The sequence below is a fragment of the Cryobacterium sp. CAN_C2 genome, assembly GCF_015751745.1.
Classification (GTDB): Bacteria; Actinomycetota; Actinomycetes; order Actinomycetales; family Microbacteriaceae; genus Cryobacterium.
This window is the reverse complement of sequence record NZ_JADOUX010000015.1, coordinates 37347-63591: the sequence shown is the minus strand read 5'-3', so window position 1 is coordinate 63591 and position 26245 is coordinate 37347. Positions and strand designations below refer to the sequence as shown.

Genomic DNA, 26245 nt, shown 5'->3' with positions numbered 1-26245 from the left:
GGGCTCATTGCGCCAGACCTCGGGGGATCCACACTTTGCTCAAGAAATTTTTCGCCACACTCGCCATTGCCGGAGTCGCTGTGCTGGCGCTGCCGGTCGCCGCGCATGCCACGGGCTATGTTGCCGCCGACCTCATCTCGGTCAGTGGTGACCCGCAGGCGGGCGGCGAGGTCAGCGTCGAGTTCGACGACGGTGCGTTCGAGAACGCGGAACGCGTCTCCGTGGCTGTCTCCGGCGAGGGCCCCGTGACGTTTGGCGTAGTGCAGGCAGCCACCGTCGGTGTGGTGCGATCAGCGACCCGCCTCGGCGCGCTTGATCTGATCGTGAGGCTGCCAGCCGATGCCACCGGTTCGTACACGCTCACCGCCACCGGCCTGAGCTCCCAGAATGTGGGTACGGCTACCATCACCGTCGTTGCGGCAGATGGCGCGGCCAGCTTGCCTTCGGCCGGCTTTGGGGTGCCGGTGCTCCTGCTCTACGTCGTGGCGGCAATGCTCGTGCTGGGACTGGCCCTCGTGCTGGTGCGCCGCCGGTCGGCAACCAAACAGCACGCCTAGTTTATGCTCAGTCCCCTGATTACGGGGTAGACGCTGGGCGACGTGGCCACCGATCTGTGGGAAGCTACGGGTGGACAGTTATGTACCGCAACGAAAGGTCGCTACGTGGAACTCCGCGACTACATTCGCATCCTGCGTAAGGGTTGGCTCCATATCGTGGCGTTGACGCTCGTGGCCGTCGCCGCAGCATCCGTCTTCTCGATCATGCAAACGCCTGCTTTCAGTGCCATTTCCAAGGTATTCGTGTCGACGCAATCAAGCGGCACCACCTCTGATCTGGTGCAGGGCAACAGCTTTACGGTCGCCAGGGTAAAGACCTATTCCGGTCTCGCGACCACTCCGCTCGTGCTGCTGCCGGTCATTGAGAGCCTGAAGCTCGACACGACGCCAGCCGACCTCGCCGAGGCGATCTCGGTCTCCGCACCGCTTGACACGTCGATTATTGATATCACCGTCACCGACGCTGATCCAGTTCGTGCGGCCGATATCGCCAATGCGGTGTCGCAGAGCCTCACGGAGAGCGTGCAGGAGATCGAGCAGCCCGACGACGCGAACGCGGCCGCGCCGGTCAAGCTCACCCGCGTGCAGGTGGCCAGCGTGCCAATCGAGCCGGTGAGCCCGAACGTTCCGCTCAACATCGCGCTCGGCGCGCTCGTCGGGTTGGCTCTCGGCGTGGGGTTGGCCGTGCTGGGCGAAACGTTCGACACCCGCATTCGCAGTCAGCGCGACGTGGAACAGGTTACCGATATGCCGGTCATCGGCGGCATCGTGTTCGATCCGAAAGCGACCGACCGCCCCCTCATCGTGCACGCTGATCCGCGCAGCCCACGAGCCGAATCGTTTCGTACCCTGCGCACGAACCTGCAGTACCTCGATCCGGGCCGCCCTGACCGTTCGTTCGTCGTGACATCGTCCATCGGGAGTGAGGGCAAGAGCACGACGAGCGCCAATCTCGCTATTGCTCTGGCCGATTCCGGCGCACGCGTGCTGCTCGTGGACGCCGACCTGCGTCGCCCGAAAGTCGCCGAGTACATGAATATTGAGGGTGGCGTCGGTCTCACCGACGTTCTCATCGGGCGGGCTGACCTCAGCGACGTCATTCAACCGTGGGGCCGCGGACAGCTGTTTGTGCTCCCCGCCGGCCACATTCCGCCGAACCCGAGCGAGCTGCTCGGATCAGTCGGCATGGCCACGCTCATCGAGGAGTTCAACCGAACCTTCGATGTCGTCATATTCGACTCGCCGCCCCTGCTGCCCGTAACGGATGCCGCGATTCTCGCCAAGAGTGTCGGCGGTGCCATTCTCATCGTCGCCGCCGGGCGTACCCAGAAGAACCAGCTCAAGGGGGCCATTGCAGCCCTGCACAGCGTTGGCGCGCCCATTAGCGGCCTGGTGCTCACCATGCTGCACACCAAGGGACCGGATGCCTACGGCTACGGTCACTACGGGCAATACGGCTATGGTCACACCTACGGTGACCTCACGACCGAACCTGGAATGGTCCCCCCGTCCTTCTTTCGTCGATCGAGAGCCCGAGCATGAGCGTTCCCCGCATTCTCTTGGTCTGCACCGGCAACATTTGCCGGTCTCCGCTCGCCGAACAGCTATTGCGAGCTCGTTTGGAGGCGCTCGGCCTCCAAGCCGACGTGCAGAGCGCTGGTACCCGAGCCATGGTGGCGAGCCCCATGACGGCCGAGGCCGCCGCGCTTTCGCTCACGCATGGTGCCCACTCCACCGAGCACGCGGCCCGGCAGCTGACCGAGCACCTCGTGGGCGCCGCCGACCTCATCCTCACGGCCACGCGAGACCATCGCCGGGAGGTGGTCACCCTGCTTCCGAAAGCCACCCGCTATACCTTCACCCTCAACCAGTTCGCCCGTCTGGTGGGCGCCATCGCCGACCCGGGGGGCCTCGAGAATCCCGCCCCGAACCGTCCGGGCCCGGGTCCGGAAAGCGGGGCCACGATAAAACAGGGGCCCGGTGTCATGGGGTGGGCCCCGCGAGTGGATGTACCCGCCTCAGCACCACGGCCACAGGCATCCGCTTTCTCGGCTTTCGTCGCGTCGATCGCTGCCACGCGCGGCCTTCACCCGTCGCCGAATCCACCCACCCGTGACGATATCGACGACCCGTACCGGCAGTCCGCGGCCGTCTACACCGGCGTCGCCGCGATCATCGACGAGTCGGTCACGACCATCGCGGCGGCCCTGGCCCCAGCCTTGCGTCAGCACTGATATGCGCCGTTTTCGCCGATCGACCACGCGCGATGCCTCGCGCCGCCGCATCTGGGTCTATCTTGCCGTCGGGTTGTTCCTCGTTTGTGACGCCTACCTGGTCACCACCGCACTCACGTCGACCCGGGCCGACACCGGCCTCCCGGCCGCAACGCCGCGCGCGATTCTCGCTCCCAGCGCGACCCCCACGCCCAGCCCGACCGCCTCGGCGGCGGCCGCCGTCAGTCCAGTGCCGGCCACGCGCATCCTCTCGGCGGTGTCGTCAACCGTCGCCTGGCGGGCCGTCACCGGAATCTGCCCCGACCCGCTCGCCGCGCCCGAGGTCAGCACCGACGCCGGCGCCACCTGGACCACGACCGACGCCAACGGCCCCACCGAGGTAACCGCGTTGCAGAGCATCGCCGCGACCAACGGTTCGGTCGCCCAGTTCCTCGGATTCTCCGAGTCCGACTGTTCAGCCCAGGTCGTGCGCACCTTCGTGGGCGGTGACAACTACTCCTCCGCCGACGACGAGCTCGACACCGCGTGGTACGTCGACCCCGTCGACCGCTCCGAGCTGCACGGCCCCGACGGATTCCACCCAGCCCCGTGCGACACGGTTGTCGCCCTTGCGCCCGGGTTCGCCGACGCCGATGCCGACGCCGCCGCTGTTCTCTGCGCTGACGCACGAGTTTTCGCCACAACGGATGCCGCCGCCTCCTGGTCAGCGCCGCTCACCGTTCCCGGAGCGCTCACCCTCACGGCGACCACCGGGGGCTACATCGCGATGGCCGCCGGAGCTGCCACCAGCAGCGCCGAGCAGACCGCCACGCCCGCTGCCACCGCCGACCCGGCCACCTGCCTCGGCCTGAGCGTCATCGACCTCAGCATCGACCCCGCCGGAGAAATTGCCGGCGAAACTGCGGGAGACGCCGCCGCCGATCTGACCGCCGCGACCGCCGGGTGCTACGTCACCGCCGACGCCCCCGCCACGCTGGCCGGGAACATCGCCGTCGCTTCCGCCGACGGCACCCTCTGGCTCTGGATCGGCGATGCCACCCTCCGCTCCACCGACGCCGGCCGCACGTGGCTCTAGGACGCGCTGCTCGAGGTTGTGCGCATCCGTTTGCCCGCGTCGTCCAGGGCGCATGCACCGCTCCGCGTGCACCGCTCCGAATGCACCGCCCCGAATGCACCGCTCCGCATTCCCCACCCGCATCCACCGCCCCGCATCCACCGCCCCGCGTCCGCCCGGCGCAGCCCGGCCCGCGCGGCTCCATTCTCCACAGATCCGTAATACCTCGACACGTTTTTCGCCTCGGGGACTAGTCTCAGCCCATGGACGACAACGTCGCGTGGGTCTTTCAGAAGAAAGACGTGGATCAGCCGCGCATGTGCGCCGAGTGCGGCGAGGCCATGGAGGTGACCTGGCACGGTACGGGGTACGACTATGGCTGCGCGAACTTCGCGTGCACGCAGCTCTACTTCGGTCCGCCCTACTCCGAGGCCGAGCTGGCGAGCACTGTTCCACCCGAGGTGCGCTCGCCCAACTGCCCCCGATGCCTCATACCCATGCAGATCGTGCCCGACGGTGAGGCCTGGCAATTCTCTTGTCAGCAAGACGGATGCGACGGCATCTGGCCCCCCACCGGCCCCTGACCCGATTTGCCCCCACAAAAAAACGAACACACGCCCACGCCACCCCCGCGTTGATGAGCCTGCGAGTCGCCACCATCCGCTGGTCGAGCTTGCCGAGACCGTCATCCCGGTACAGCAACGACCCTCATTGAGCGGGAAAAGACCTCTGCCGCCCGCCGACATCAACGACCGGGGCTTGAACACCTTCGAGCCCTTCTCCTCGGCGATCGTCTCGACCGCCCTCCTGAATGATCGGGTCATCTGGCGCAACCTCTGGAACGACCCCTCCGCGCTCACAGCCCACGCCACACCTACCTCGCCACCGCTCTGGAGTCGACTCATGCCGAACACTGACCCTGCTGCCACGGCCACACCGCTGGAATCCGCTCAATTGACCGAGCTGGCTCGCCGCGTCATCGCGCTCATGCCCGAGAACGGGCGCATCCTGGTCGGCATCGCAGGCAGCCCGGGCGCGGGTAAAACGACCCTCGCCATCCAGGTCGCGGCGAGAATCAACGAGCTGGTCGGCAGCGACGACTGCGCCGTGCACCTGCCGATGGACGGCCACCACCTCGCCAACGCCACCCTCGATCGGCTGGGCCGGCACGATCGCAAGGGGGCCATTGACACCTTCGACGGCTGGGGATTCCTCGCTCTCCTCCGCCGTCTCCTCACCGAATACAACCACACCGTCTACGCACCGAGCTTCGACCGCCGGGTTGACGAGGGCATCGCGGCTGAGATCGCCGTGCAGCCGAGTGCACGCGTGGTCATGGTCGAGGGAAACTATCTGCTCGCCGACTCCGAGCCATGGCTGCAGATCTCTACCCTGCTCGCCGAGTCCTGGTTCTGCGAGACCAGCGAGCATGAGCGCCTTCGCCGCCTGGTCGATCGGCACGAACGCCACGGGCGGAGCCCCGAGGCCGCGCTGGCCTGGGCCGAGTCCGTCGACGGCAAGAACGCCCTCCTGATCGAGGCTACCCGGCCCCGGGCCACCCTCACCGTCTCCGGCCAGTAGCCCCCGCCCCCAAACCCGTAGCCTCCGCAGTATGGCGGATGCCCCGTGAAACACCTCGTTACCGAACCGTGACGGCCCTCCCGCCGCGTTGAGGCAGTGCAGGACCGTCTCGCCACCCCGCACGACGTTGTGGATGATGACGAGCACCTCCGGTGTTCGCCCTCACCTTCACATCGGACGGCTGGGACGATTGCCGATCCACCGACAGGGCCGCACTGAAGCGCGTCAACGCACTCATCATGACCGCACGCCGTGTTCCCTGTCGGGAATCGGCAAGCCCGAACAGCTCGAGTACCACGAAGGCTCAGCCTTGTTGTGTCGCATCCCGGAGGAGCATCGCGTCGTTTACTCTTTCGACTATTCCTTCGTCTATTCCTACGACGCCGCCCACGCAAAATCACTGCTGTCCCGCACGCACAGGACAGGAGTGAGTTGAACCGACTCTACGGCGTCTCCGTTTATCACCCGAAGGAGCAGCTTCACGGCGACTCGGCCGATGTCAAGCATCGGCGACCTCACTGACGACAGTGCGATGGGAAGTTGCGCGGCCAGAGACGTGTCATTGAACCCAACAATTGCCACATCCCGGCCCACGAGTAACCCGTGAGAATTTGCCGCTCCCATGGCACCGATGGCCGCGAAGTCGTTGACCGCGAAGATCGCACTGGGTCGACGATCTTCGTCGCGAAGAATGCCATCTGCTGCGGTACGCCCGCCCGTTGTGTCGAAGCGCGACCACACGATGGCGCTCTCGGGGATCGTGCCCCCGAGCGCGCGAAACCGGGAGACGAAGCCGTGCGTTCGATCGACCGCAGTGCTGGCATAGGGTTCACCGGCGATGACGGAAACAACGCGGTGGCCCTGGTCCCACAGGTGCTGCGCCACCAGCGCCCCACCGAGGGTGTCATCGCAGGTGGCTGATGCAAAACCGGGCACGGCGCGATTCATGAGCACGAAAGGCACTTTGCGTTCGGTGAGGTCAGTGAGAATGTCGCCGTCGAGATGCGCGTCACCGATGATGAGTCCGTCTACCCGCCGAGAGAGCATGATCTCCATCTTGCGCCGCTGTATCGCTGTATCGTCACGGGAGTTCATGACGAACGTGGAGTAGTTGGCGTCGTCTGCTGCCTCGTCGATGCCTTCGTACATGACCGCAAGCACGAGGTCGGAAAGCCGCGGAACGATGACTCCGAGAAGGTGTGTGCGCCGTGTGCGCAGGCTCGTGGCTTGGGGATCGGGGGAGTACCCCACCTTCTTGGCCAGGTCACGCACGCGTTGAGCCGTAGCCGGCGCGGCGGCGCCCCGCGCCGCGTCGGCTTTCCCATGCAGGATCCGCGACACGGTCGACGGGTGTAGGCCAAGTTCGGCGGCCAGGTCTTTCAGGGTGACGGACCCCGGTCTGATGTCTGTCATTTCGCTGTCTCCAGTTTCAATTATCCGAGAAAACCGGATACGAAGCTTGACGGGCCCGTTGATCCCATTCTATAGTTTGAACACCTCACTACCCAAACGATTGGGTAGCAAACGATACTTACCCGCAACGAAGCGTGCAGTCGGCCGAAACATTGGGTAATTACTCTTACATCAAGAACCCAATCGTTTGGGTATCGACCTTCGGAGAAAAAATGACAGATCGTGCCGGTACCCACGTGGTGTTGCTGGCGACCGGGGGAACTATCTCGTCGCGAGCCCGCTCAGCTGAAGACGGTGCCGCGGTCGCCGCCGACGGAGGGGCGCAAGTTCTCCGTGGTTTGGCCGCAGCTCCGGCCTACCCCGTGCGGGTCGTTGACGTCGTCTGCGAGGGGTCATACCTGCTCACGCTCGTCGACATGATCGCGATCTGCGCGCAGATCAAGATCGCCCTCTCCGATCCATCGGTGCGAGGGGTGGTCGTCACTCACGGCACTGACACGATGGAAGAGACCGCCTACCTGGCCGATCTCACCCACGACGACGTGAGCCCGGTGGTCTTCACCGGGGCGCAGAAATCCGCCGACGCCGCTGAACCCGACGGTCCCGGCAACCTCGCCGATGCAATCGCGGTCGCGGGATCACCCGCGGCAGCGGGCTTGGGAGCGCTGATCGTTTTCGCCGGCGAGATATTTCCCGCACGCGGTGTGCGTAAGGCACAGACCTTCGCGCTGGATGCTTTCACCAACCCAGACTTTGGTGTGGTCGGTTTTTTGACCGCGACCGGTGATGTCGTTATCACCCGCCATGAACAGCGGATGCCCCCGCTTCCCCTTCCTCTCCGCCCTCTCCGCGAGGCCAAGCGCGTCGACGTGGTGTCTGCCTACCCGGGGGCTGACGGAATCTTGCTGCGGGCATCCGTTTCTGCCGGGGCCAGCGGAATCGTGTTGCAAGCGACGGGCAGCGGCAACGCCAACCCCGCCCTGTGCTCCGCCGTCGCCGCGGCCACTGCGCGCGGCACCGTCGTTGTGACGAGCACTCGGGTGAGTGCCGGCCCGGTCATCCCGGTTTACGGCGCCGGCGGAGGACGAGACCTCGTCGCGGCCGGCGCGATCCCCGCTGGCTTCCTGCGGCCCTCGCAATCGATGATTCTGCTCAGCCTGCTGTTGCACCTCGACCACGACCATGACGAGATCGCCCACGCCTTTGCCCTGTATGGGGCAGCAAACACCAAGTCCGCACAAATTTGCTAGTTCAACGAAAGGCACGGTCATGAAAAAAGATATCCAGGTCGCATTTGGAGTGGACGTCGACGCCGTCGCCGGCATGCTCGGCTCCTACGGCGGCGAAGACTCCCCGTGCGACATCTCCCGCGGCATGTTCAGCGGCGAGGTCGGTGGTCCTCGTCTCATCCGCCTGTTCGACAAGTACGACTTGCCCGCCACGTGGTTCGTTCCGGGTCACTCCATCGAGACTTTTCCCGAGCTCACCCGCATGATCGTTGCGGCAGGCCACGAGATCGGCGTGCACGGCTACTCCCATGAGAACCCGATCGCGATGACCCGCGAACAGGAGACCACAATCCTTGACCGATCCATCGAACTGATCGAAAACGTCTCGGGACGCCGCCCCACGGGGTATGTCGCCCCGTGGTGGGAGTTCTCGTCGGTGACGAACGAAATTTTGCTCGAACGCGGCATCAAGTACGACCACTCGCTCATGCACAAGGACTTCGAGCCGTACTACGTGCGCGTCGGTGACAGCTGGAAAAAGATCGACTACGCCCAGAACGCCCAGACCTGGATGGAGCCGCTCGTGCGCGGCACCCCGACCGACCTCGTGGAGATTCCCGCCAACTGGTACCTCGATGACCTGCCACCCATGATGTTCATCAAGGCCGCCCCGAACTCGCACGGTTTCGTGAATCCTCGCGACATCGAGCAAATGTGGAAAGACCAGTTTGACTGGGTCTACCGCGAAATGGATCAGGCCGTCTTCACGATGACGATCCACCCCGACGTCTCCGGACGCCCGCAGGTGCTCCTCATGCTTGAGCGCCTCATCGAGCATTTCAACTCCTATGCAGGAGTCAGCTGGAACACCTTCGACCAGATTGCAGATTCGTTTCTCGCCCGCTCCCCCCGAAAGGTCACCTCCGCATGAAACTGAAATCCCCCACCCTCGATCTCACGGCGCCGACCGTCAACGAGAAACGTCGTTTTCCCTCGTTCACCGTCAAGCAGACCCGCACCGCCACGATTCTTGCGCTCCTGGCCTGGACCGTTGCCGTCTTTGACTACGGCTTGTTCGGCACGCTCCTACCTGCCATGCAGGAATCCTTCGGCTGGACCGCGCCGGAAGCCTACGCGATCAATACCTGGATCGCAGTCGGAACCGCGATCGTCTGCTTTGGCGTCGGCCCGGTCATCGACCGCCTCGGGCGACGCAAGGGCATGATGGTCACCGTCGGTGGCACGGCAATCGTTTCCGGTCTCACGGCAATCATCCCCACTGGGATGGCTTTCCTGAGCAGTGGGTTGCTCGTGATCGTGCGATCCTTTGGGGGTCTGGGTTTCTCCGAACAGGCCGTCAACGCGACCTACATGAACGAGGTGTACCAGGTCACGGAAGACGAGAAGAAGCGCAAGCGCCCGGGCTTCAGCTACTCCTTTATTCAGGGCGGCTGGCCATTGGGCTTCCTGCTCGCGAGTGCGCTTGCCTTGGCTTTTCTCCCGACCTTCGGCTGGCGTGCCCTGTATCTGATGGCCACCATCCCCGCAGCACTCATTGTGTGGGCCATCGCACGCAAGCTCAAGGAAACTCCCCAGTTCGAACTCCACAGTGAACTCACCCGACTCGACAAGGCCGGGCGCACCGAAGAAGCCCACCTGCTCGCCGGGTCGTACGGCGTCGAGCACTCGTCGACCGCACCGCTCAAGCTCATCTGGGGGCCGAAGCTGCGCCGCAACACGATCGTGTTCTCGCTCGCTTGGATCTTCAACTTCATGGGCATCATGATCTTCAGCATTTTGGGAAGCTCCGTACTCAAGAATGCCAAGGGTGTGGAACTCTCCGATGCCTTCTGGATGCTCATTATCATCAACGCTCTCGCCTACTTCGGCTACGTGTTTCACGGGTGGCTCGGTGACAAGATCGGTCGTAAGCGCACCATCATCAGCGGTTGGATCCTCGCATCGGTCGCCTTCACCATTATGTTGAGTCCCCTCGCCGACAGCCCCGTGACCATCGTCGCGAGCTTTGGTGCTGGTCTCTTCTTCCTGGTGGGCCCGTACGCGGCTATCCAGTACTTCATGGCCGAGTGCTACCCGGTGAGCTGTCGCGCCACCGGCACGGCGTTCATCGGCGCGATGAGCCAGCCCGGAATCGTTGTCGGCGGCGCGCTATTTACCGCCGTCGCCGCCGGATCCAACACGGGAACCGCCGCGCTCTGGGTCGGCGCCCTCGGCACCCTTATTTCAGGTGTGCTGATGTTCGCCGCCAAGCCCATGGCAGAAGCTCCCCTTGCTATCCAGCCGGAAACCGAGCTGAAAGCCCAGCATGCTTGAGCCTCGCGTCGCCATAATCACCGGAGCCGCTAGCGGCATCGGCCGGGCTCTCGCCGTGCACTACGCCGGGGCGGGAGTGCGCAGTATCGTCGGCACTTTTCCGGGCGACCCACACGACCCGCAAGAAACACTGCGGCTGGTGCACGCCGTCGGTGGCCAAGCCGTCGTGCACGAGGTTGACGTGCGAAGCACGGCATCCGTCGACGCTTTCGCCCAACGAGCGGTCGACGAGTACGGGCGCCTTGACTACGCCGTCGCCAATGCGGGGATCCTGCGTAATTCATCGCTCGCCGAGATGACGGATACCCGTTGGACCGACATGCTCGATGTCGACCTCACCGGTGTGCTGCGCACACTGCGCGCCGGAGCCGTACGTATGACTGAGGGTGGTGCCATGGTGGCGGTCTCCTCGATCGCCGGCGCGGTATACGGGTGGGAGGGTCACGCCCACTACGCGGCGGCGAAAGCCGGTGTGCTCGGTCTGATTCGCAGTGTGGCTGTTGAACTCGGGCCACGGGGCATCCGCGCCAATGCGGTGATTCCCGGACTCATCGAAACCCCTCAGTCACTCGACCCGGTGAATTCACTTGGACCTGACGGCCTCGCCCGGGCCGGCAATGACATTCCCTGGGGTCGCGTGGGTACACCGGCCGAAGTGGCCAGCGTCATCGCGTTCCTCACCTCCTCGCAGGCCGGTTACGTCACCGGGCAATCCCTCATCGTTGACGGCGGACTCACCGTGAAGATGCGAGCGTAGGACGGGAACAGAAATGATCGAGCAACATCGCGCGGCGACCGGCCGCGGAGTCGTCGTTACCGGCGGCAGTAGTGGAATCGGACGGGCGATCGCCGAAACGTTTGTCGCTAACGGCGACCGCGTGGTGGTACTCGATCGCGCGGGCACCGGCATAGACGCGATCAGCGTCGACGTGTCGCAGGAAGACAGCGTGCGCGCGGCCTTCGGAACTGCTCGCCAACGGCTCGGCACCATTGACATTCTGGTGAACAGTGCGGGGCTGCTCACCGAGTCACGGCTGCAGGACATGACGCTCGCGATGTGGAACGAGACCTTGTCGGTCGACCTCACCGGGGTGTTCCTGTGCTGCCGGGAGGTGGTGGGGGAGATGCGCCAACAGAAATGGGGCCGCATCATCAATATCGCCTCCCAGCTCGCCATCAAGGGTGGCACCGGACTGAGCCACTATTCAGCGGCCAAGGCCGGGATCGTGGCCTTGACGAAATCGCTGGCGCTTGAAGTTGCCAGCGACAACGTGCTCGTCAACAGCATCGCTCCCGGCCCGATAGAGACCCCGCTCGTGCAGGGCATCTCCGAAGAATGGAAGATCGCCAAGCGGGCTGAACTGCCGCTCGGACGATTCGGCAGTGCAGCGGAAGTTGCCCCCACAGCGCTACTGCTCGCGAGCGAGCCGGGAGGAAACCTGTATGTGGGGCAGACCCTCGGGCCGAACTCCGGCGACGTGATGCAGTAACTCGGACCATCAGTCAGGTAGGAACCAGAAAATGTGCGGAGCGTGCGGTACGACGGTTTACCCCGACCCGGTGATGGGCAACGAGAACACCCTCAGAAATCGAATTCTGGTGGCGCAGACGATGACCGCCGTGTGTGCGGGCCTTCCCGGCGCACGCCACATTGCGGCGCTCGCCGCGGGATGGTCGGTGACCAGTGCCACGGGCTCGATCTCGCTGTGTTATACGGTGGCCGATATCTGGATCGCCCTTTTCGACCGCAGGGGGGCAGTGCTTCAGCAGGCGCTCAAGGTACGGGCGCTGGCTGAGGAGCCCGGCGGCCTTGCGGCGCGCGTTGTCACCCTCGGGCTGCACCTGGCACGGCAGCCTTTGGTCGCTGGCCCGTCCCGCTGATCGGGCGTACCTCTAGCCCGAGCAACGCGTCATCTGCATTTTCATCGTCGTACGGCCCGCCACCAGCGTGCAGGCCGAGCGCACGGTGGCCGCCCTCCGCCGGGTCAGCACGACCGTGTCCGGGCGCGTCAGGCAAACCTTTCTCACGTGCCACGCGCCGTCCGGCGCGCAGCGCAATCGATTCTTCAACCAGCCGCTGGTGGGTGGCGACCTGCTCACGGCGCACCGGCCGGGCCCGTCTGGTGGCTGGTTATCGCTCGCGGCACTCGTTCTGACACGTGCGCGCTTTTCGAAGGAGTGCCGTGAGCGAATCGAACACCTGTGGGCCGTGCCCAATCCGTCCGTTCAGCTCGCCGAACCCGCCAGCGAGCAATGCTGGCCGACGGGCCGACGACTCCACGCGGTTGTAGGGTTGCTGGGGCGGCGGCTACTCGTGCCGGCCCTCGATCGAAAGACGTACCATGCCCGATCTCGTTCTGTGTTCTGTCACGCAGCCCGGCGACACCACCGTCTCCGACGTGCAGATCACCGACGGCGTCATCACGCAGATCGCACCCGCCGGCCGGGTACCAACGGATGCCCCCCACGTCGACCTCGACGGCCGCACCCTCATCCCCGGGCTCTGGGACGAACACGTGCACGCCACCCAGTGGGCGCTCGCCGGCGGCCGATTCGACCTCTCCGTGGCCGCATCGGCGCGCGAGGCGCTCGAACTCGTGCGCGCGCAGATCACAGCAGCCGCAGGAACGAGCCCGCTGATCGGAGTCAGATTTCGCGATGCGATCTGGGCCGACGCGCCAAGCCTACGCGATCTCGATGAGGTGACGCAGGGGCATCCGACCGCCCTGATCAGTCACGACCTGCACTGTGTCTGGCTCAACAGCGCGGCCGCCTGGCGCTTCGGTGTGCCGGTCGATTCGACCGGCCTGCTGCGCGAGCAAGCCGCCTTCGCCCTGACAATCGCGCTCGGCCAGCTACCGGACACCACGGTCGACGCGCTGGCCGCCTCTGCCGGAACGCGGGCAGCCGCCCGCGGCGTCGTCGGCGTCGTCGACTTCGAAATGACCTGGAACCGCGACGTCTGGCAGCGCCGCATCACCGACGGTTTCGACGCCCTACGAATCGACGCCGGCATCTACCTCGCCGATCTCGACCGGGCCCGTGCTGAGCGAATGCGCACGGGCGACCGCATCCGAGGCACCCGCGGCCTGCTCACGGTCGGGCCGCTCAAGCTGCTCATCGACGGTTCACTGAACACCCGCACGGCATTCTGCGTCGAGGAATACCCGGTCGGCGGGCACGGCGTACTCACCGTGAGTGAAGACGAGCTGGCCGAGATTCTCCTCGCCGCCAAAGAATCCGGGCTGTTGCCGGCGGTGCACGCCATCGGCGATGCGGCCAACACGGTCGCGCTCAACGCCTTCGATCGCGCGCAGGTCACCGGCCGCATCGAACACGCCCAGTTTCTGCAGACCGAGGACTTCGCCCGCTTCGCCCGCCTCGGCGTCACCGCGAGCGTGCAGCCGGAGCATGCGCTCGACGACCGGGACGCGGTGGAACTGATGTGGGCCGCCGGCGCCGACCGCGTCTTCGCGCTGCGCTCGTTGCTCGACGCCGGCGCCACCCTCGCGTTCGGATCCGACGCCCCCGTCGCGCCACTCGACCCCTGGACGGCCATGTCCGCCGCGTCGTCTCGGGCCCGCAGTGACGGCCGCGAACCCTGGCGCCCCGACCAGGTCATCACCCGTGGCCAGGCACTCGCCGCCTCAGCCCGCGGACGCATCCGGTTGCGCGTCGGCGACGTGGCCGACCTCGCCGTGCTCGACGGCGACCCGCTCACAGTCTCCGACGCCACCTTCGAACGGATGCCCGTGGCAGCGACGCTCCTGGCCGGTCGCGTCACGCACGGCGACGCACTCTTGGCGCACTGAGCCGCCTGCGCCCAAGAACGGCGCGCCCAAGCGTGCCGGAACCGCTACCCGAAACGCCCGGACACGTAGTCTTCGGTCGCCTGCACGCTCGGGTTCGAGAACATCGTCGTCGTGTCGTCATACTCGATGAGCCTGCCCGGCTTGCCGGTGCCCGCAATGTTGAAGAACGCGGTGCGGTCCGACACGCGCGAGGCCTGTTGCATGTTGTGCGTCACGATCACGATCGTGTAGTCGCTCTTCATCTCATCAATGAGGTCCTCAATGGCCAGTGTCGAGATCGGGTCGAGCGCCGAACACGGCTCGTCCATCAGAATCACGTCGGGCTCGACCGCAATGGCGCGGGCAATGCAGAGTCGCTGCTGCTGCCCGCCCGAGAGGCCCGAGCCGGGGCGCGCGAGGCGATCCTTGACCTCGTTCCACAGGTTGGCGCCGCGGAGGGCCTTTTCGGTGAGGTCGTCGGCATCCGTTTTCGATATGCGTCGGTTGTTGAGCTTCACGCCGGCCAGTACGTTGTCCTGGATCGACATGGTCGGAAACGGGTTGGGGCGCTGAAACACCATGCCGACCTGACGGCGCACGAGCACCGGGTCCACACCGGGACCGTACAGGTTGTTGCCGTCGATGAGCACTTCACCCTCGACGCGGGCACCGGGAATGACCTCGTGCATACGGTTGAGCGTACGAATGAACGTGGACTTGCCGCAGCCACTCGGCCCGATCAGTGCCGTCACCGAGCGGGGCTCGATGACGAGGTTGACACCCTCGACGGCCAGAAAGTTGCTGTAGTACACGTTGAGGTCGGCAACTTCGATGCGCTTGGACATGAGTCCCTTTCTAAAATTGTGAAGCTGAAGTGAAGGCTAGCGGCCGAACTTGGGCGAGAACAGGTGGGCGATGAGGCGGGCGATGCCGTTGAGCAGCATCACGATCAGCACCAGGGTGAGGGCTGCCGCCCAGGCCCGATCGATGTACGCCTGCGAATCGGCGCCTTGGTTGGCGTACTGCGTGTACACAAAAACCGGCAGGGTCATGATCCGATCGTTGAACATGTCATAGTTCATGCTCGCCGTGAATCCGGCGATGATCAGCAACGGAGCCGTCTCGCCGATCACGCGGGCGATTGACAGCATGATTCCGGTGACGATGCCGGCGACAGATGTGGGCAGCACAACCTTAAGAATGGTCAACCACTTCGGTACCCCGAGGGCGAAGGCTGCTTCGCGCAGCTCGTTCGGCACGAGCTTGAGCATCTCTTCGCTCGACCGAACCACCACCGGAATCATGAGCACAGACAGCGCGATCGACCCGCCGAATCCAAAGCGGATGCCAGGGTCGTCAAAGAGCAGGGAGAACAGGGCGAACGCGAACAATCCGGCGACGATCGAGGGAACGCCGGTCATGACGTCGACAAAGAACGTGATCGAGCGGGCGAGCCGGCCCCGGCCGTATTCGACGAGGTAGATGGCCGTGAGCAGGCCGATCGGCACCGAGATGAGCGTGGCCACGCCGGTGACCAGGAGCGTGCCCATGACCGCGTGCAGGACACCGCCACCGGCGCCGACCACGTTGCGCTGGGACTCGGTGAAGAACGTCGGCGTGAGGAACGCGGGAAGCCCGTTGACCGCGGTCGTGTAGATGATCGAAACGAGCGGTAGCAGGGCGATGACGAATGCGGCGGTGACGAGCGCCGTCATCAACCGGTCCATCGCCTTTCGCGAGCCTTCGACCTGGCGGGAGAGCACGTAGATGGTCACGCAGTACAGCACGGTGCCGAGCACGACCGTGCCCACAATGTTGAAGCCGTCGACCGCTCCCGACAGAAAAAGCATGGTGAAGAAGGCGGCCGACACCGCCCAGCCCGCCAGCAGAACCCAGAGCGGGGAGCGTCGGGGCAGCTTGCCCGCGGTCAAAGAGTTGGTGAGCGGCGTGGCTGCGGGAACGAATTCCATCAGTTTGCTCCCGAGAATGCCTTGCGGCTATTGATGATGACCCGCGCGATCATGTTGACGATGAGTGTCACGACGAAGAGCACGAGGCCGGTGGCGAGCAGAATGTTGACACCGATGCCGCTTGACTCTGGAAAGTTCAGCGCGATGTTGGCGGCGATGGTGTTCGAGTTCTGTGAGGTCAGCACCGCAAAGACCACCTCGGGGCTGGGTGAGAGCACCATGGCCACAGCCATGGTCTCGCCCAGGGCACGGCCGAGGCCGAGCATCGAAGCCGAGATGATTCCGGGCAGGCCAAAGGGTAGTACCGCGAGTTTGATCATCTCCCAGCGTGTCGCGCCCAGGGCGAGTGCTGCCTCCTGGTGCAGCAGTGGTGCCTGAAGAAAGATTTCGCGGCAGATGGCCGTGATGATGGGCAGAATCATCACGGCAAGCACGATCGCGACGGTGAGGGTGGTACGGCCGGTGCCCGAAACGGGGCCGGCGAACAGCGGAAACCAGCCGAACCAGTCGACGATGTTGGTGTAGAACGGCTGCACGAGGGGAGCCAGTACGCCGATGCCCCAGAGACCGAACACGACCGATGGAACGGCGGCCAGCAGGTCGATGAGGTAGCCAAGGCCCTGGGCGAGCTTGCGGGGCGCGAAGTGCGAGATGAACAGGGCAATGCCAATGGCGACCGGCACAGCCATGATCAAGGCCAGAATGGCTGACCAGATTGTGCCGAACACGAACGGTGTCACGTAGGACCAGAAGTTGGTCACGTCCCCCGTGAATGCATTGGCGGGGGCGAAGAACGCTGGAACACTCTCAGCGAACAAAAAGATGGCCACTGCGGCCAGCACCGCAAGGATGAGGCTGCCGGCGACGAGTGTCGACGTCGAGAAGATTCGATCGCCCGGTCGCTGCCTGGCCTTAATGGGCCGGGGGGCCATTGAAGTCGACATGCCGGGCGTCTCCCTGGGTAGTGATCTGGAACATCTGCGATGTCAAACGATGAAAATCGGCGCTGGGCAAAAACGGTGCCCAACACCAGTCTGCCCGACCCGGCACCCGCATGAGTGCGGATGCCGGATCGGGCGACAGGGTGGAGTTGTTATTTGACGGTCGCGAGCACGCTCGCAACGTTGGCTTCAAGCTCGCTCGACAGCGGTGCAACACCGGCGGCTTTTTCGGCCACGGTCTGGCCTGCGGCGCTTGCGATGTACTCGATGTACGCCTTGACGAGTTTGCCCTGGGCGGCATCGGCGTACTCGTTGCAGACGATCGCGTAGCTCACCAGCACCAGCGGGTATTCCTCCGGGTTGGTGGTCGTACGGTTCAGGTCGAGCGCGAGGTCGTCGACAGCCCGGTCGGCGACCAGGGGTGAACCGGCAACAACTGCTGCAGCGGCCTCAGAGGTGTACGCGACGAATTTTTCGCCGACCTTGAGCTTGGCGGTACCGAGCTCGCCGGCCTGCGAAGCGTCGGCGTAACCGATGGTACCCACACCGTTGGTAACAGCGTCAACGACACCGGACGTGCCCTTTGCGCCCTCGATCTCCGTGAACGGGAAGGTGTCAGAAGCTTCGTTGGTCCACACATCGGGCGCGGTCTTGCCGAGGTAGTCGGTGAAGTTCTTGGTGGTTCCCGAGTCGTCTGAGCGGCGCACGGCGGTGATGGGGGTGGACGGCAGGCTTGCATCCGGGTTCAGTGCAACGAGTGCTGCGTCATCCCAGCTGGTGATGGTGCCGTTGAAGATCTTCGCGAGGGTGTTGGAGTCGACGTTGAGATCGGTGACGCCCTCAACGTTGAAGATGACCGCGATCGGCGAGATGTAGACCGGAAGGTCAACCGCTTTGGTGTCGGGTGCACACGCGGCAAAGGTGCCCGCGAGCTCTTCGGTGCTCATGTAGGAGTCGCTACCAGCGAACGAAACGCCGCCAGCGAAGAAGGCCTTGCGGCCGGCGCCCGAGCCATCGGGTGCGTAGTTGACGGTGACGTCGGGGTTGGCGGTCTGGAATCCAGCGGCCCAGGCCTCCTGCGCGGCGGCCATGGAGGACGCACCGGAACCGTTGAGGGTGCCGGTGAGCGTGCTGGCTGATGCATCGTTGCCGGTGTTGGCGACACCACCTTCGTTTGCTGCACAGGACGAGAGTGCGAGGCCTGCTGCAATGGCGATGACCGCAGGGCGGCCGAAACGCTTGAAGTTCACGTGATTCCCTTTCGAGGGTTTGACAAGACTTTGATTGCGGGTGCCGGGCCGGTGCTGGCCCAGAAAGAGGTTAAACAAGTCAAGTAACCGTCGACCGACCTCCGGGTAAACGGAAGGTAAACGTGGGATAACGGCCGCGTCGCGATCCTCAGGCCGTCGCGGGGTACGTCTCTATCGCGAGGATACCCGCGGCCGGGTTCTCCGCCGATAGGTGCACGATCGAGAACCCGCCGGTGTCCAAATCCGCGGCGTCAAAGAGTGCCGACGACGTCTGCGTGCCGGTAGCCAGTGCGATCTCGCGCAAAATCTCCGGCAACACCGGCCCGTGGCTGCACAGAACGGCCGTCTTGCGGGCGCGCACTCGCTTGCCGACGACGGTGCGAACATCCGCTTCGCCGCTCTCGAGAGCGTCTTGGCTGATCAGATCGGTCTGTTTGATCGTGATGCCGGTGGCGGCAGCCAGCGGAGCCACCGTCGTGACACACCGCGTCGCCGTGCTCGAGATGATGCGCAGCGGCCGCCAGGCGGTGACCGTGTCGACCAGGCCCGCCGCCTGCATCACCCCGCGGGCGGTCAGCGGGCGACGTGCGTCGGGCCCGGCGCCGGTGCGCGACACCGCCTTGCCGTGCCGCAGCGCGATGACGGCGAACGTGCGGGTCACACCGGCATCGACAAGGTCCGAGAACGTTTCGAGAACGATCACGTCGGCCGGGTAGCTCAGGTAGGTGCGGGCCTTCTTGATGGTGACCCATTCGATCGCGGCGACCTCGCCGTTCGGCACGAAGGTCGAGCGTGCAATGGCGTCGGGGGTGATCTCGGCGGCCCAAAAGTGCACGATCTTGGTGCGACCATCCGGCATGTCATAGTGCGAGATGCCGAGTGGAACCCCGAGTGCCACGGCCAGGCCGGTCTCTTCCTCGACCTCGCGCACCGCCGTGCGGGGCAGGGACTCGCCCGGATCCACCTTGCCCTTGGGAATGGTCACGTCGCCGTGCACCGTGCGGTGAATGAGCAGCACGTGCATGCGGCCCTCGATCAGGCGCCAGCAGACTGCTCCGGCGGCGTAGACAGCGGGGTCGACAACCTTGATCGCCATCAGCGACGCCCGTCCGGCCGCTTGCGCTGGCTGATCTGCTGCATCAACCGGTTCTGCATGTCGTCAAGGTGAGTGCCGTTCTCGTCCACGTCGTGGCGGGTCCAGTGGCCGGTTTCATCGAGCCACCAGCTGGAGGTGCGCGGATCCATCGCCCGTTCGAACAACGCCTCGATCTCGACCAGGTGTTCCGGGTCGATCAGACGCACGAGCGCTTCGACCCGGCGGTCGAGGTTGCGGTGCATCATGTCGGCGCTGCCGATGTATGCCTGCGTTTCGCCCAGGTTGTGAAAGGAGAAGATACGCGAGTGCTCGAGGTACCGGCCGAGAATCGACCGCACCCGAATGTTCTCGCTCATGCCGTCGACGCCCGGCTTGAGGCTGCAGATGCCCCGCACCCAGACGTCGACCAGCACGCCGGCCTGGCTGGCCCGGTACAGCGCGTCGATGATGTCCTCGTCGACCATCGAATTGACCTTAATCCGGATGCCGCTGGTCTTGCCCTCGAGGGCGTTCTCGGTTTCCGCCTGAATCTGCTTGAGCAGGGCCCTGCGCAGGTGCAGCGGAGCCACGAGCAGACGCTTGAACTTCTTCTCAATGGCGTAACCCGACAACTCGTTGAACAGTCGGGTGAGGTCCTTGCCGACCTGCGCATCCGCCGTCAGCAAGCCGAGGTCTTCGTAAATACGGCTGGTCTTCGGATTATAGTTTCCGGTGCCGATGTGGCTGTAGTGCCGCAGCACGCCCTTCTCGTAGCGCACCACGAGGGCGAGCTTGCAGTGGGTTTTCAGCCCGACAAGGCCGTACACCACGTGCACACCGGCCTTTTCGAGCTTGCGCGCCCAGGTGATGTTCGCCTGTTCGTCGAAGCGGGCCTTGATCTCGACCAGGGCGAGCACCTGCTTGCCGCTGTCGGCGGCGGCGATGAGCGCCTCGACGATGGGGCTGTCACCGGAGGTGCGGTAAAGCGTCTGCTTGATGGCGAGCACGTTCGGGTCGGCTGCGGCCTGCTCCAGAAACGCCTGTACGCTCGTCGCGAATGACTCATACGGGTGGTGCAGCAGCACGTCGTGGTGCGCGACCGCCGCAAAAATATCCTGATCGGCGTTCGGCTCGCTCGGCAGCAGCTGGGCTGCCGTTGTCGGCACATGCTTGGAGAAGTGCAGGTCGGGGCGGTCGATGCGGAGGTCGAACAGCCCGCCGAGGTCGAGCGGTGCGGGCAGGTGGTAGACCTCCTGCTCGGTCACGTCGAGTTCGCGCACGAGCAGGCCGAGGGTGACCTCGTCCATGTCCTCGGTGATCTCCAGGCGAATGGGCGGACCGAACCGGCGCCGCAGCAGCTCCTTCTCGAGCGCCTTGATCAGGTTTTCGGTCTCGTCTTCGTCAATCTCGACGTCTTCGTTGCGGGTGACCCGAAACACGTGGTGTTCCAGAATCTCCATGCCCGGAAAGAGATCGCCGAGCTGGTTGGCGATGAGATCTTCAAGCGCGATATAGCGGATGCGATCGACCGACTCGGTGCGATCCACCCGCACAAACCGCGGCAGCATCGGCGGAACCTTGAGCCGGGCGAACTCCTGTTTGCCCGTCTTGGTGTTGCGCACCCGCACGGCGAGGTTGAGCGACAGGCCCGAAATATAGGGAAATGGATGCGCAGGGTCGACCGCGAGGGGCATCAACACCGGAAAGATCTGGTTCGAGAAATACGTGCGCAGCGAACGACGGTCGGCGTTATCGAGGCTCTGCCAGCCGACGACGTCGACGCCGGCTTCGGCGAGGGCGGGACGCACGAGATTTTGAAAGGCGAGCGCGTGGCGGTTCTGTAGGGCATGTGCGGCCGCCGAGATGTCGCTGAGCACGTCCTGCGGGGCACGGCCGACGTTGGTCGGCACGGCCAGCCCGGTGAGAATGCGGCGTTTCAGGCCGGCGACGCGCACCATGAAGAACTCGTCGAGGTTGCTCGCGAAAATTGCGAGAAAGTTGGTGCGCTCAAGCACCGGCAGGGTTTCATCTTCGGCCAGTTCGAGCACGCGCTGGTTGAAGGCGAGCCAGCTCAGCTCACGGTCCAGGTAGCGGTCGTCGGGCAGCGCCGGATCGAGCTTTCCGAAAAGTGGGTCAAAGTCGTCATCAAAGTCTGTGCCCAGACCCGAGTCCGCTTGAGTGATTTCGCCGTCCATCTGACCATCCTGACACCCTTGGTCACGCCACCGCGACGAACGGAGTGAACGTCAGGCGAAATTATCTTGCAGGCCTTGCTTTTTCGGTGCGTCGGGTACGCGGAGTGGGTAGTGTCACGTTCCGCGTAGCCGCGCCGATGCTGTGGTGCGGCCTCAGTCGGCCAGCCGGCGGTACTGCACATCGACGGTGTGGTCGACGAAACCGAGTGCCCGATACAGGTGTACGGCGCCGACACTGTCGGCCTCCACGTAGAGCGCGGCGGTGGCGCAGCCGGCATCGACGAGGCGCTGCAGGCCGGCCTGCATGAGCACGCGCCCGAGGCCGCGCCCAGCGGCATCCGGATGCACCCCGATCACATAAATCTCGCCGATCACCCCGTCAACCTTGAGCCAGTTGTAGCCGATCATGCGGTCTTCGGCGTCGCGAAGAATCAGAAAGTCGTCGGCGTTGAACCACAATTCGGCCTGCCGGGCCGCGAGGTCGGCCTCGGTGATCGCGCCCTGTTCCGGGTGCGTCGCAAACACGAGCGCGTTGAGCGCCACCCAGTCGGCGTCGTCAACCCCCGGCCGAAAAGCCGAAACACTCCCGCCCCAAAGCGCGGCGGATGCTCCCGCCTCCGTTTCGCGGGCCGCCGCGGCTCGGAAGGCCCCCGCCCCGGATTCGGCCGCGGGTTCCGCCCCGGATTCCAGCGCGGTTCCCGGTGCCGTCGCAGCCTCGGCTGCAATTGCTTCCGGCCCAGACGTGGCCTCGGCGGCTATGAGCTGCTTGCGCAATTCCAACAACGTGCGGGCGGCGACGAACCGAAGTTCGCTCGCGAGGGCCCGCGCGGCCGGATGATCGCCGTGTGCCCAGGCGGTCAGCCCGTTCGGCTCGTTGGCGACGAGTTCGCGAGCCGCCGCGCGCCCGTATCCGCGCCGCCGATACTCCGGGATGATGACGAGGTCAATTTCCCCGCGCCCGCCGAGCGCCGCCCCCACAACAATCGTGGCGTCCGCGCCGCCGTCCGTGCCGCCATCCACGCCGCCACTTCCGGCCTCGGAACCGCGCCCCGCGCCATCATCCGCAGAACTGCCCCCGGCCTGTGAAACGTCAGCATCTTCGGTGGTCGAGCGTGCCGAGACCGCCATTCCGGGAACGAGCACCACATAAGCCGTCCGAAGGCCGCTCTGCAGGTCAAACAGCGCCTGCTCGTTGAAGGGCGCGTACCCGTCAAAGCCGAGCGCGACCGAGGCGACCCGGTGAAAGTCGGCCAGCTTCGCAGCATCCGCTGTGCTAAGCGCGAATAGAATTCGGCACCCGCTCATCGTTCTCGTCGTGCACATTGAAGCGATAGCCGACGTTGCGCACCGTGCCGATGAGGGACTCCTGGTCGCCGAGCTTCGCTCGCAGGCGCCGCACGTGCACGTCGACCGTGCGGGTGCCGCCAAAATAGTCGTAGCCCCAGACCTCGCTCAGCAGCTGTTCGCGAGTGAAAACCCGAGACGGATGCGCGGCCAAAAACCGCAGCAGCTCGAACTCCTTGTAGGTGAGGTCGAGCGGTTTGCCGTGCACCTTCGCTGAATAGCTCGCCTCGTCGATGACGACCCCGGCCGCGCGAATCGTGTTCGACGGCTCGGTGCGGGCCAGCCGACCCGCGGTCAGGCGGATGCGGGCATCCACTTCGGCCGGACCGGCCGTGTCGAGAATGACGTCGTCGATACCCCAATCGGGGCTGACGGCGGCCAGGCCACCCTCGGTGATCACGAGCAGCAGGGGAGTGGAGTTGCCCATGGTGCGTAAAATCTGGCAGAGCGACTTGGCAGCGGCAAGGTTGCTGCGGGCATCGACCAGAATGAGGTCCGAATCCGGCGCGTTGATGAGCTGGTCCGCGTGGGCGGGAATCAGCCTCGCGCTGTGTGACAGCAATGCCAGGGCGGGGAGCACGTCATTGTTGGCCGCCGAGGTCAGGATCAACAACTGCGCCACTCGCGCCCTCCAAGAATCTCGAATTTCATACTAGCGTGCCATGGAACACGGGCCGTCAGGCACAATAGAGACGTGAACTGGCACTGGAAAACGATCGCTACCGTGTGGGTACTGGCGATTGTGGGCGCGATCCTCACCGGATTTTTCGCCACCGAGGCCTCCGCGATCAGCTGGATCGGCCTCACCCTGGCCGGTTGCACGCTCGTCACGCTGGGCCTGCAGATCGCCACCGGCACCAAAGAGGGTTATGTCAAACGGGTCACCCTCAGTGTCGTCGGAGCCCTCGTTATTCTCGTGGTGGCGACCATCGTCGTCGTCCTGTCCTGACCACTCCCGCTAGACTCGAAGCATGGAACTGTTAGCGCTAGAACTTTTCTTTCTGGGCCTGCTCGGGCTGGCCAGCTTGTCGATCGCCTGGGTTTCCGGCATGGTCGTGTACAAGCTGTTCCGGGGGCAGCGGTAAGTACGCGTGTTTGACCTCCCGGTCGGCTTGCCGTCCGAACTTGTTCCACTTTCCTGGCTGATCGGAGTCTGGGAGGGCTCCGGTGTGCTCGAATACAAAATCGGCGAGGAGTCGGTCAGCCGCACCTTTGGCCACCGCATCAGCTTCAGCCACGACGGCCTCCCGCACCTGAACTACAGCTCCTACACCTGGCTCGAGCCCGAAACGCCCGTTTCTGCTGCTCCCGCCGACACGGATCCTGCCGTTCCTTCCAGCGAGACGGATGCCGCCGCCCCAACCGCCGCGCTGCCCGCGCTGACCCTGCCCCCCGAGATGATGTCCGACGAGAAAACCCCGTTGGTCACCGAAAGCGGATACTGGCGGCTCAGTCGCCACCAGGGCGACGGCGACCCGGGCCCCGGCATGCTGCCCGGCACCGGCCAGCGCCCATTCACCTCGGCCGCGGCCGTGGAAACCCTGCGCAACCGCGATGGCGGCTTCGACATTGAGGTCACCCTCGTGCACCCCGGCGGCGTGGCCGAGCTCTACCTCGGCCAAGTCAAGGGCCCGCGCATCGACCTCGTCACGGATGCCGTGCTGCGCACCGCCGGTGCCAAACCCTACGCGGCCGCCACCCGTCTCTATGGACTCGTCGACAACCACCTGCTCTGGGCCTGGGACATCGCCGCCCTCGGCCAGGATCTGCGCACCCACGCCTCCGGCCGCCTCGCCCGCGTCGAGTAGGCCCCCGCTCGCCTCGCCCTCTGAACCCGGCCCGGGCCCGGAAAGCGGGCCCGGGTTAGATCAGGGGCCCGCGTTCATAAGGCGGGCCGGCCGGGCACCGCGCCCCCGAATAAATTGTGTGGCCGTAGTGTTGATCTCGATGAGTAGTGCGCCAAGCACGCCCACGATCTTTCTGCACGATCGCCGACCCTCAACCCGGGTCGGCAGAATTGAGCGACATGACTGACCAGGTAGCCACCATCCAGACCTCCGCACCGTCGGCCCCCGCCTCACCGTTGCTGGGCCTGCCCGGCGCGGTTCAGGCCGAAGGAATCGACGCCGGCGTCGCCGCCCACTACGGCAACCCCATGATCGAGCAGCGTTCGCTCGCCGCCGGCCGAGCCATCGTCGACCTCTCGCACCGCGGCGTACTCGGGGTCTCCGGACCCGACCGGCTCACCTGGCTCAACTCGATCGCCAGCCAGGAACTGCGCTCGCTCGCCGCCGGTGAATCCACCGAGATGCTGCTGCTCGACCCCACCGGGCGCCTCGAATACGCCATCCGCGTGCTCGACGACGGCGTCGAAACCTGGCTCCTCGTCGAGGCCGCCGAGCTGCCCGGGCTACAGAAGTTCCTCGACCGCATGAAGTTCACGCTGCGCGTGCAGGTCGTCGACCACACGCTCGCCTACGCCACGATCGGCGCCATGACGGATTCCCCCGCCTCCGTTGGACTGAGCGCCAACGGCATCGCCGCCGCCGCCCCGAACGATGTGCCGCTGACCTGGCGCGACCCGTGGGCTGCGGTGGCCCGCGGCGGGTACCAGTACGCGGAAACGCCCGAGCACCCCGGAACCCGATGGACCTATAGCGAGACCCTCGTGCCCCGGGCGAGCCTTCCCGCCCTGCGCGATGCCCTCGCCGCCGGAGCTCTCGCCGCCGGAGCCGCAGCATCCGCTTCACCGGTCATCATCACCCCCGCCGGCCTGCTCGCGCTCGAGGCGCTGCGCATCGCCGCGTGGCGGCCACGCCGGGCCCGCGAGGTCGATGAGAAGAGCCTCCCGCACGAGCTGGACTGGCTGCGCACCGCCGTGCACCTGAACAAGGGCTGTTATCGCGGCCAGGAAACCGTGGCCAAGGTGCACAACCTTGGCCACCCGCCGCGCCGCCTGGTCATGCTGCACCTCGACGGGTCGGAGGGTGTGCTGCCCGCCCCGGGCGATTCGGTGCAGGCCGACCGCGTCCGGCCGGAAGGCGAAGCCGAACGCGTCAGAGTCGGCGCCATCACCTCAAGCGGCATCCACTTCGAGCTCGGGCCGATCGCGCTCGCCGTGATCAAGCGCACCATTCCGGCGACGTCGACGCTCTACGTCGAGTCCGAGGAAATCTTCATCTCGGCCGGCCAGGAGATCATTGTGCCGCAGTCGGCCGGATCCGTCGCCGATATCCCCCGCCTACCCCGCCTCGGAATCCGCACCCCCGGTCACTAG

At 65.2% G+C, this 26245-nt stretch carries 26 protein-coding genes; 17 read left to right on the top strand and 9 right to left on the bottom strand.

Annotation, left to right across the window (positions count from 1 at the left end; translation table 11 throughout):
- Positions 1 to 35: 35 nt before the first annotated feature.
- The 7 genes from IWX77_RS12445 to IWX77_RS12415 all read left to right on the top strand — a co-directional run bounded on the left by IWX77_RS12445 (position 36) and on the right by IWX77_RS12415 (position 5862).
- On the top strand, positions 36 to 557 hold the full coding sequence (locus IWX77_RS12445; RefSeq protein WP_196844827.1) for a hypothetical protein: 522 nt from the start codon (positions 36 to 38) through the stop codon (positions 555 to 557).
- A 105-nt stretch (positions 558 to 662) separates the two neighbouring features.
- Positions 663 to 2099, top strand: a complete 1437-nt coding sequence (locus IWX77_RS12440) for a polysaccharide biosynthesis tyrosine autokinase (RefSeq protein WP_196844826.1) — start codon at positions 663 to 665, stop codon at positions 2097 to 2099.
- Positions 2096 to 2791, top strand: coding sequence for an arsenate reductase/protein-tyrosine-phosphatase family protein (locus IWX77_RS12435; protein ID WP_196844825.1), 696 nt, complete (start codon positions 2096 to 2098; stop codon positions 2789 to 2791). Before IWX77_RS12440 ends, IWX77_RS12435 begins: the two co-directional genes overlap by 4 nt.
- 1 nt (position 2792) lies before the next feature.
- Positions 2793 to 3866, top strand: a complete 1074-nt coding sequence (locus IWX77_RS12430; protein WP_196844824.1) for a hypothetical protein — start codon at positions 2793 to 2795, stop codon at positions 3864 to 3866.
- Positions 3867 to 4108: 242 nt separating this feature from the next.
- On the top strand, positions 4109 to 4429 hold the full coding sequence (locus IWX77_RS12425; protein WP_196844823.1) for a hypothetical protein: 321 nt from the start codon (positions 4109 to 4111) through the stop codon (positions 4427 to 4429).
- Positions 4430 to 4556: 127 nt separating this feature from the next.
- Positions 4557 to 5426 (top strand): nucleoside/nucleotide kinase family protein, encoded by an 870-nt coding sequence (locus IWX77_RS12420; RefSeq protein ID WP_297413138.1) that lies wholly within the window; start codon positions 4557 to 4559, stop codon positions 5424 to 5426.
- A 133-nt stretch (positions 5427 to 5559) separates the two neighbouring features.
- Positions 5560 to 5862 (top strand): type II toxin-antitoxin system YoeB family toxin, encoded by a 303-nt coding sequence (locus tag IWX77_RS12415; protein ID WP_327012187.1) that lies wholly within the window; start codon positions 5560 to 5562, stop codon positions 5860 to 5862.
- On the opposite strand, the gene IWX77_RS12410 is transcribed toward IWX77_RS12415, so the two are convergent.
- Positions 5802 to 6839, bottom strand: a complete 1038-nt coding sequence (locus IWX77_RS12410; protein ID WP_196844822.1) for a LacI family DNA-binding transcriptional regulator — start codon at positions 6837 to 6839, stop codon at positions 5802 to 5804. The two genes, IWX77_RS12415 and IWX77_RS12410, sit on opposite strands and share 61 nt — an antisense overlap.
- 212 nt (positions 6840 to 7051) lie before the next feature.
- On the opposite strand from IWX77_RS12410, the gene IWX77_RS12405 reads away from it, so the two are divergent.
- From IWX77_RS12405 to IWX77_RS12375, 7 genes are all read left to right on the top strand, one after another.
- The gene (locus IWX77_RS12405) at positions 7052 to 8089 is read left to right on the top strand and encodes an asparaginase (RefSeq protein WP_327012186.1); all 1038 of its coding nucleotides are present in this window, start codon (positions 7052 to 7054) and stop codon (positions 8087 to 8089) included.
- A gap of 19 nt (positions 8090 to 8108) precedes the next feature.
- Positions 8109 to 8999: a polysaccharide deacetylase family protein gene (locus IWX77_RS12400; RefSeq protein ID WP_196844821.1), complete on the top strand. Its 891-nt coding sequence runs from the start codon at positions 8109 to 8111 to the stop codon at positions 8997 to 8999.
- On the top strand, positions 8996 to 10402 hold the full coding sequence (locus IWX77_RS12395) for an MFS transporter (RefSeq protein WP_196844820.1): 1407 nt from the start codon (positions 8996 to 8998) through the stop codon (positions 10400 to 10402). Before IWX77_RS12400 ends, IWX77_RS12395 begins: the two co-directional genes overlap by 4 nt.
- Complete coding sequence (locus IWX77_RS12390; RefSeq protein ID WP_196844819.1) at positions 10395 to 11159, top strand: SDR family NAD(P)-dependent oxidoreductase; 765 nt, start codon at positions 10395 to 10397, stop codon at positions 11157 to 11159. The genes IWX77_RS12395 and IWX77_RS12390 overlap by 8 nt, the downstream gene beginning before the upstream one ends.
- 13 nt (positions 11160 to 11172) lie before the next feature.
- Positions 11173 to 11892, top strand: coding sequence for an SDR family NAD(P)-dependent oxidoreductase (locus IWX77_RS12385; RefSeq protein ID WP_196844818.1), 720 nt, complete (start codon positions 11173 to 11175; stop codon positions 11890 to 11892).
- A 70-nt stretch (positions 11893 to 11962) separates the two neighbouring features.
- Positions 11963 to 12283, top strand: coding sequence for a hypothetical protein (locus IWX77_RS12380; protein WP_196844817.1), 321 nt, complete (start codon positions 11963 to 11965; stop codon positions 12281 to 12283).
- A gap of 461 nt (positions 12284 to 12744) precedes the next feature.
- Positions 12745 to 14214 (top strand): amidohydrolase, encoded by a 1470-nt coding sequence (locus tag IWX77_RS12375; RefSeq protein WP_196844816.1) that lies wholly within the window; start codon positions 12745 to 12747, stop codon positions 14212 to 14214.
- A 44-nt stretch (positions 14215 to 14258) separates the two neighbouring features.
- Here IWX77_RS12375 and pstB read toward each other — a convergent pair whose 3' ends face one another.
- From pstB to IWX77_RS12335, 8 genes are all read right to left on the bottom strand, one after another.
- Positions 14259 to 15038, bottom strand: coding sequence for a phosphate ABC transporter ATP-binding protein PstB (pstB, locus tag IWX77_RS12370; protein ID WP_196844815.1), 780 nt, complete (start codon positions 15036 to 15038; stop codon positions 14259 to 14261).
- A 36-nt stretch (positions 15039 to 15074) separates the two neighbouring features.
- Complete coding sequence (gene pstA / locus IWX77_RS12365) at positions 15075 to 16163, bottom strand: phosphate ABC transporter permease PstA (protein WP_196844814.1); 1089 nt, start codon at positions 16161 to 16163, stop codon at positions 15075 to 15077.
- Positions 16163 to 17107, bottom strand: a complete 945-nt coding sequence (gene pstC, locus IWX77_RS12360) for a phosphate ABC transporter permease subunit PstC (protein ID WP_196844813.1) — start codon at positions 17105 to 17107, stop codon at positions 16163 to 16165. Before pstC ends, pstA begins: the two co-directional genes overlap by 1 nt.
- A gap of 149 nt (positions 17108 to 17256) precedes the next feature.
- Positions 17257 to 18354, bottom strand: a complete 1098-nt coding sequence (gene pstS, locus IWX77_RS12355; RefSeq protein ID WP_196844812.1) for a phosphate ABC transporter substrate-binding protein PstS — start codon at positions 18352 to 18354, stop codon at positions 17257 to 17259.
- 148 nt (positions 18355 to 18502) lie between these two features.
- Complete coding sequence (locus IWX77_RS12350) at positions 18503 to 19450, bottom strand: NUDIX hydrolase (RefSeq protein ID WP_196844811.1); 948 nt, start codon at positions 19448 to 19450, stop codon at positions 18503 to 18505.
- Positions 19450 to 21624, bottom strand: coding sequence for an RNA degradosome polyphosphate kinase (locus IWX77_RS12345; protein WP_196844810.1), 2175 nt, complete (start codon positions 21622 to 21624; stop codon positions 19450 to 19452). Before IWX77_RS12345 ends, IWX77_RS12350 begins: the two co-directional genes overlap by 1 nt.
- Positions 21625 to 21777: 153 nt before the next feature.
- Positions 21778 to 22929 (bottom strand): GNAT family N-acetyltransferase, encoded by a 1152-nt coding sequence (locus IWX77_RS12340; protein ID WP_196844809.1) that lies wholly within the window; start codon positions 22927 to 22929, stop codon positions 21778 to 21780.
- Positions 22898 to 23590 carry a response regulator transcription factor gene (locus IWX77_RS12335; protein ID WP_196844808.1) on the bottom strand — a complete coding sequence of 231 codons (693 nt, stop codon included), beginning with the start codon at positions 23588 to 23590 and terminating at the stop codon, positions 22898 to 22900. The genes IWX77_RS12340 and IWX77_RS12335 overlap by 32 nt, the downstream gene beginning before the upstream one ends.
- Before the next feature lie 72 nt (positions 23591 to 23662).
- On the opposite strand from IWX77_RS12335, the gene IWX77_RS12330 reads away from it, so the two are divergent.
- The 3 genes from IWX77_RS12330 (at position 23663) to ygfZ (ending at position 26245) form a co-directional block, all read left to right on the top strand.
- Entirely contained in the window at positions 23663 to 23917 is a 255-nt protein-coding gene (locus IWX77_RS12330) for a hypothetical protein (RefSeq protein WP_196844807.1), read from the top strand.
- 142 nt (positions 23918 to 24059) lie between these two features.
- Positions 24060 to 24776, top strand: coding sequence for an FABP family protein (locus IWX77_RS12325; RefSeq protein ID WP_196844806.1), 717 nt, complete (start codon positions 24060 to 24062; stop codon positions 24774 to 24776).
- 218 nt (positions 24777 to 24994) lie between these two features.
- Entirely contained in the window at positions 24995 to 26245 is a 1251-nt protein-coding gene (gene ygfZ / locus IWX77_RS12320; RefSeq protein WP_196844805.1) for a CAF17-like 4Fe-4S cluster assembly/insertion protein YgfZ, read from the top strand.

Excerpts from the sequence above, each read along its gene's own strand:
- pstC (WP_196844813.1), bottom strand. The coding sequence starts at position 17,107 with ATGTCGACTTCAATGGCCCCCCGGCCCATTAAGGCCAGGCAGCGACCG.
- IWX77_RS12375 (WP_196844816.1), top strand. The coding sequence starts at position 12,745 with ATGCCCGATCTCGTTCTGTGTTCTGTCACGCAGCCCGGCGACACCACC.
- ygfZ (WP_196844805.1), top strand. The coding sequence starts at position 24,995 with ATGACTGACCAGGTAGCCACCATCCAGACCTCCGCACCGTCGGCCCCC.
- IWX77_RS12395 (WP_196844820.1), top strand. The coding sequence starts at position 8,996 with ATGAAACTGAAATCCCCCACCCTCGATCTCACGGCGCCGACCGTCAAC.
- IWX77_RS12345 (WP_196844810.1), bottom strand. The coding sequence starts at position 21,624 with ATGGACGGCGAAATCACTCAAGCGGACTCGGGTCTGGGCACAGACTTT.
- IWX77_RS12385 (WP_196844818.1), top strand. The coding sequence starts at position 11,173 with ATGATCGAGCAACATCGCGCGGCGACCGGCCGCGGAGTCGTCGTTACC.
- pstB (WP_196844815.1), bottom strand. The coding sequence starts at position 15,038 with ATGTCCAAGCGCATCGAAGTTGCCGACCTCAACGTGTACTACAGCAAC.
- IWX77_RS12425 (WP_196844823.1), top strand. The coding sequence starts at position 4,109 with ATGGACGACAACGTCGCGTGGGTCTTTCAGAAGAAAGACGTGGATCAG.
- IWX77_RS12405 (WP_327012186.1), top strand. The coding sequence starts at position 7,052 with ATGACAGATCGTGCCGGTACCCACGTGGTGTTGCTGGCGACCGGGGGA.
- IWX77_RS12340 (WP_196844809.1), bottom strand. The coding sequence starts at position 22,929 with ATGAGCGGGTGCCGAATTCTATTCGCGCTTAGCACAGCGGATGCTGCG.
- IWX77_RS12350 (WP_196844811.1), bottom strand. The coding sequence starts at position 19,450 with ATGGCGATCAAGGTTGTCGACCCCGCTGTCTACGCCGCCGGAGCAGTC.
- IWX77_RS12400 (WP_196844821.1), top strand. The coding sequence starts at position 8,109 with ATGAAAAAAGATATCCAGGTCGCATTTGGAGTGGACGTCGACGCCGTC.
- IWX77_RS12415 (WP_327012187.1), top strand. The coding sequence starts at position 5,560 with ATGATGACGAGCACCTCCGGTGTTCGCCCTCACCTTCACATCGGACGG.
- IWX77_RS12430 (WP_196844824.1), top strand. The coding sequence starts at position 2,793 with ATGCGCCGTTTTCGCCGATCGACCACGCGCGATGCCTCGCGCCGCCGC.
- IWX77_RS12390 (WP_196844819.1), top strand. The coding sequence starts at position 10,395 with ATGCTTGAGCCTCGCGTCGCCATAATCACCGGAGCCGCTAGCGGCATC.
- IWX77_RS12435 (WP_196844825.1), top strand. The coding sequence starts at position 2,096 with ATGAGCGTTCCCCGCATTCTCTTGGTCTGCACCGGCAACATTTGCCGG.
- pstA (WP_196844814.1), bottom strand. The coding sequence starts at position 16,163 with ATGGAATTCGTTCCCGCAGCCACGCCGCTCACCAACTCTTTGACCGCG.
- IWX77_RS12410 (WP_196844822.1), bottom strand. The coding sequence starts at position 6,839 with ATGACAGACATCAGACCGGGGTCCGTCACCCTGAAAGACCTGGCCGCC.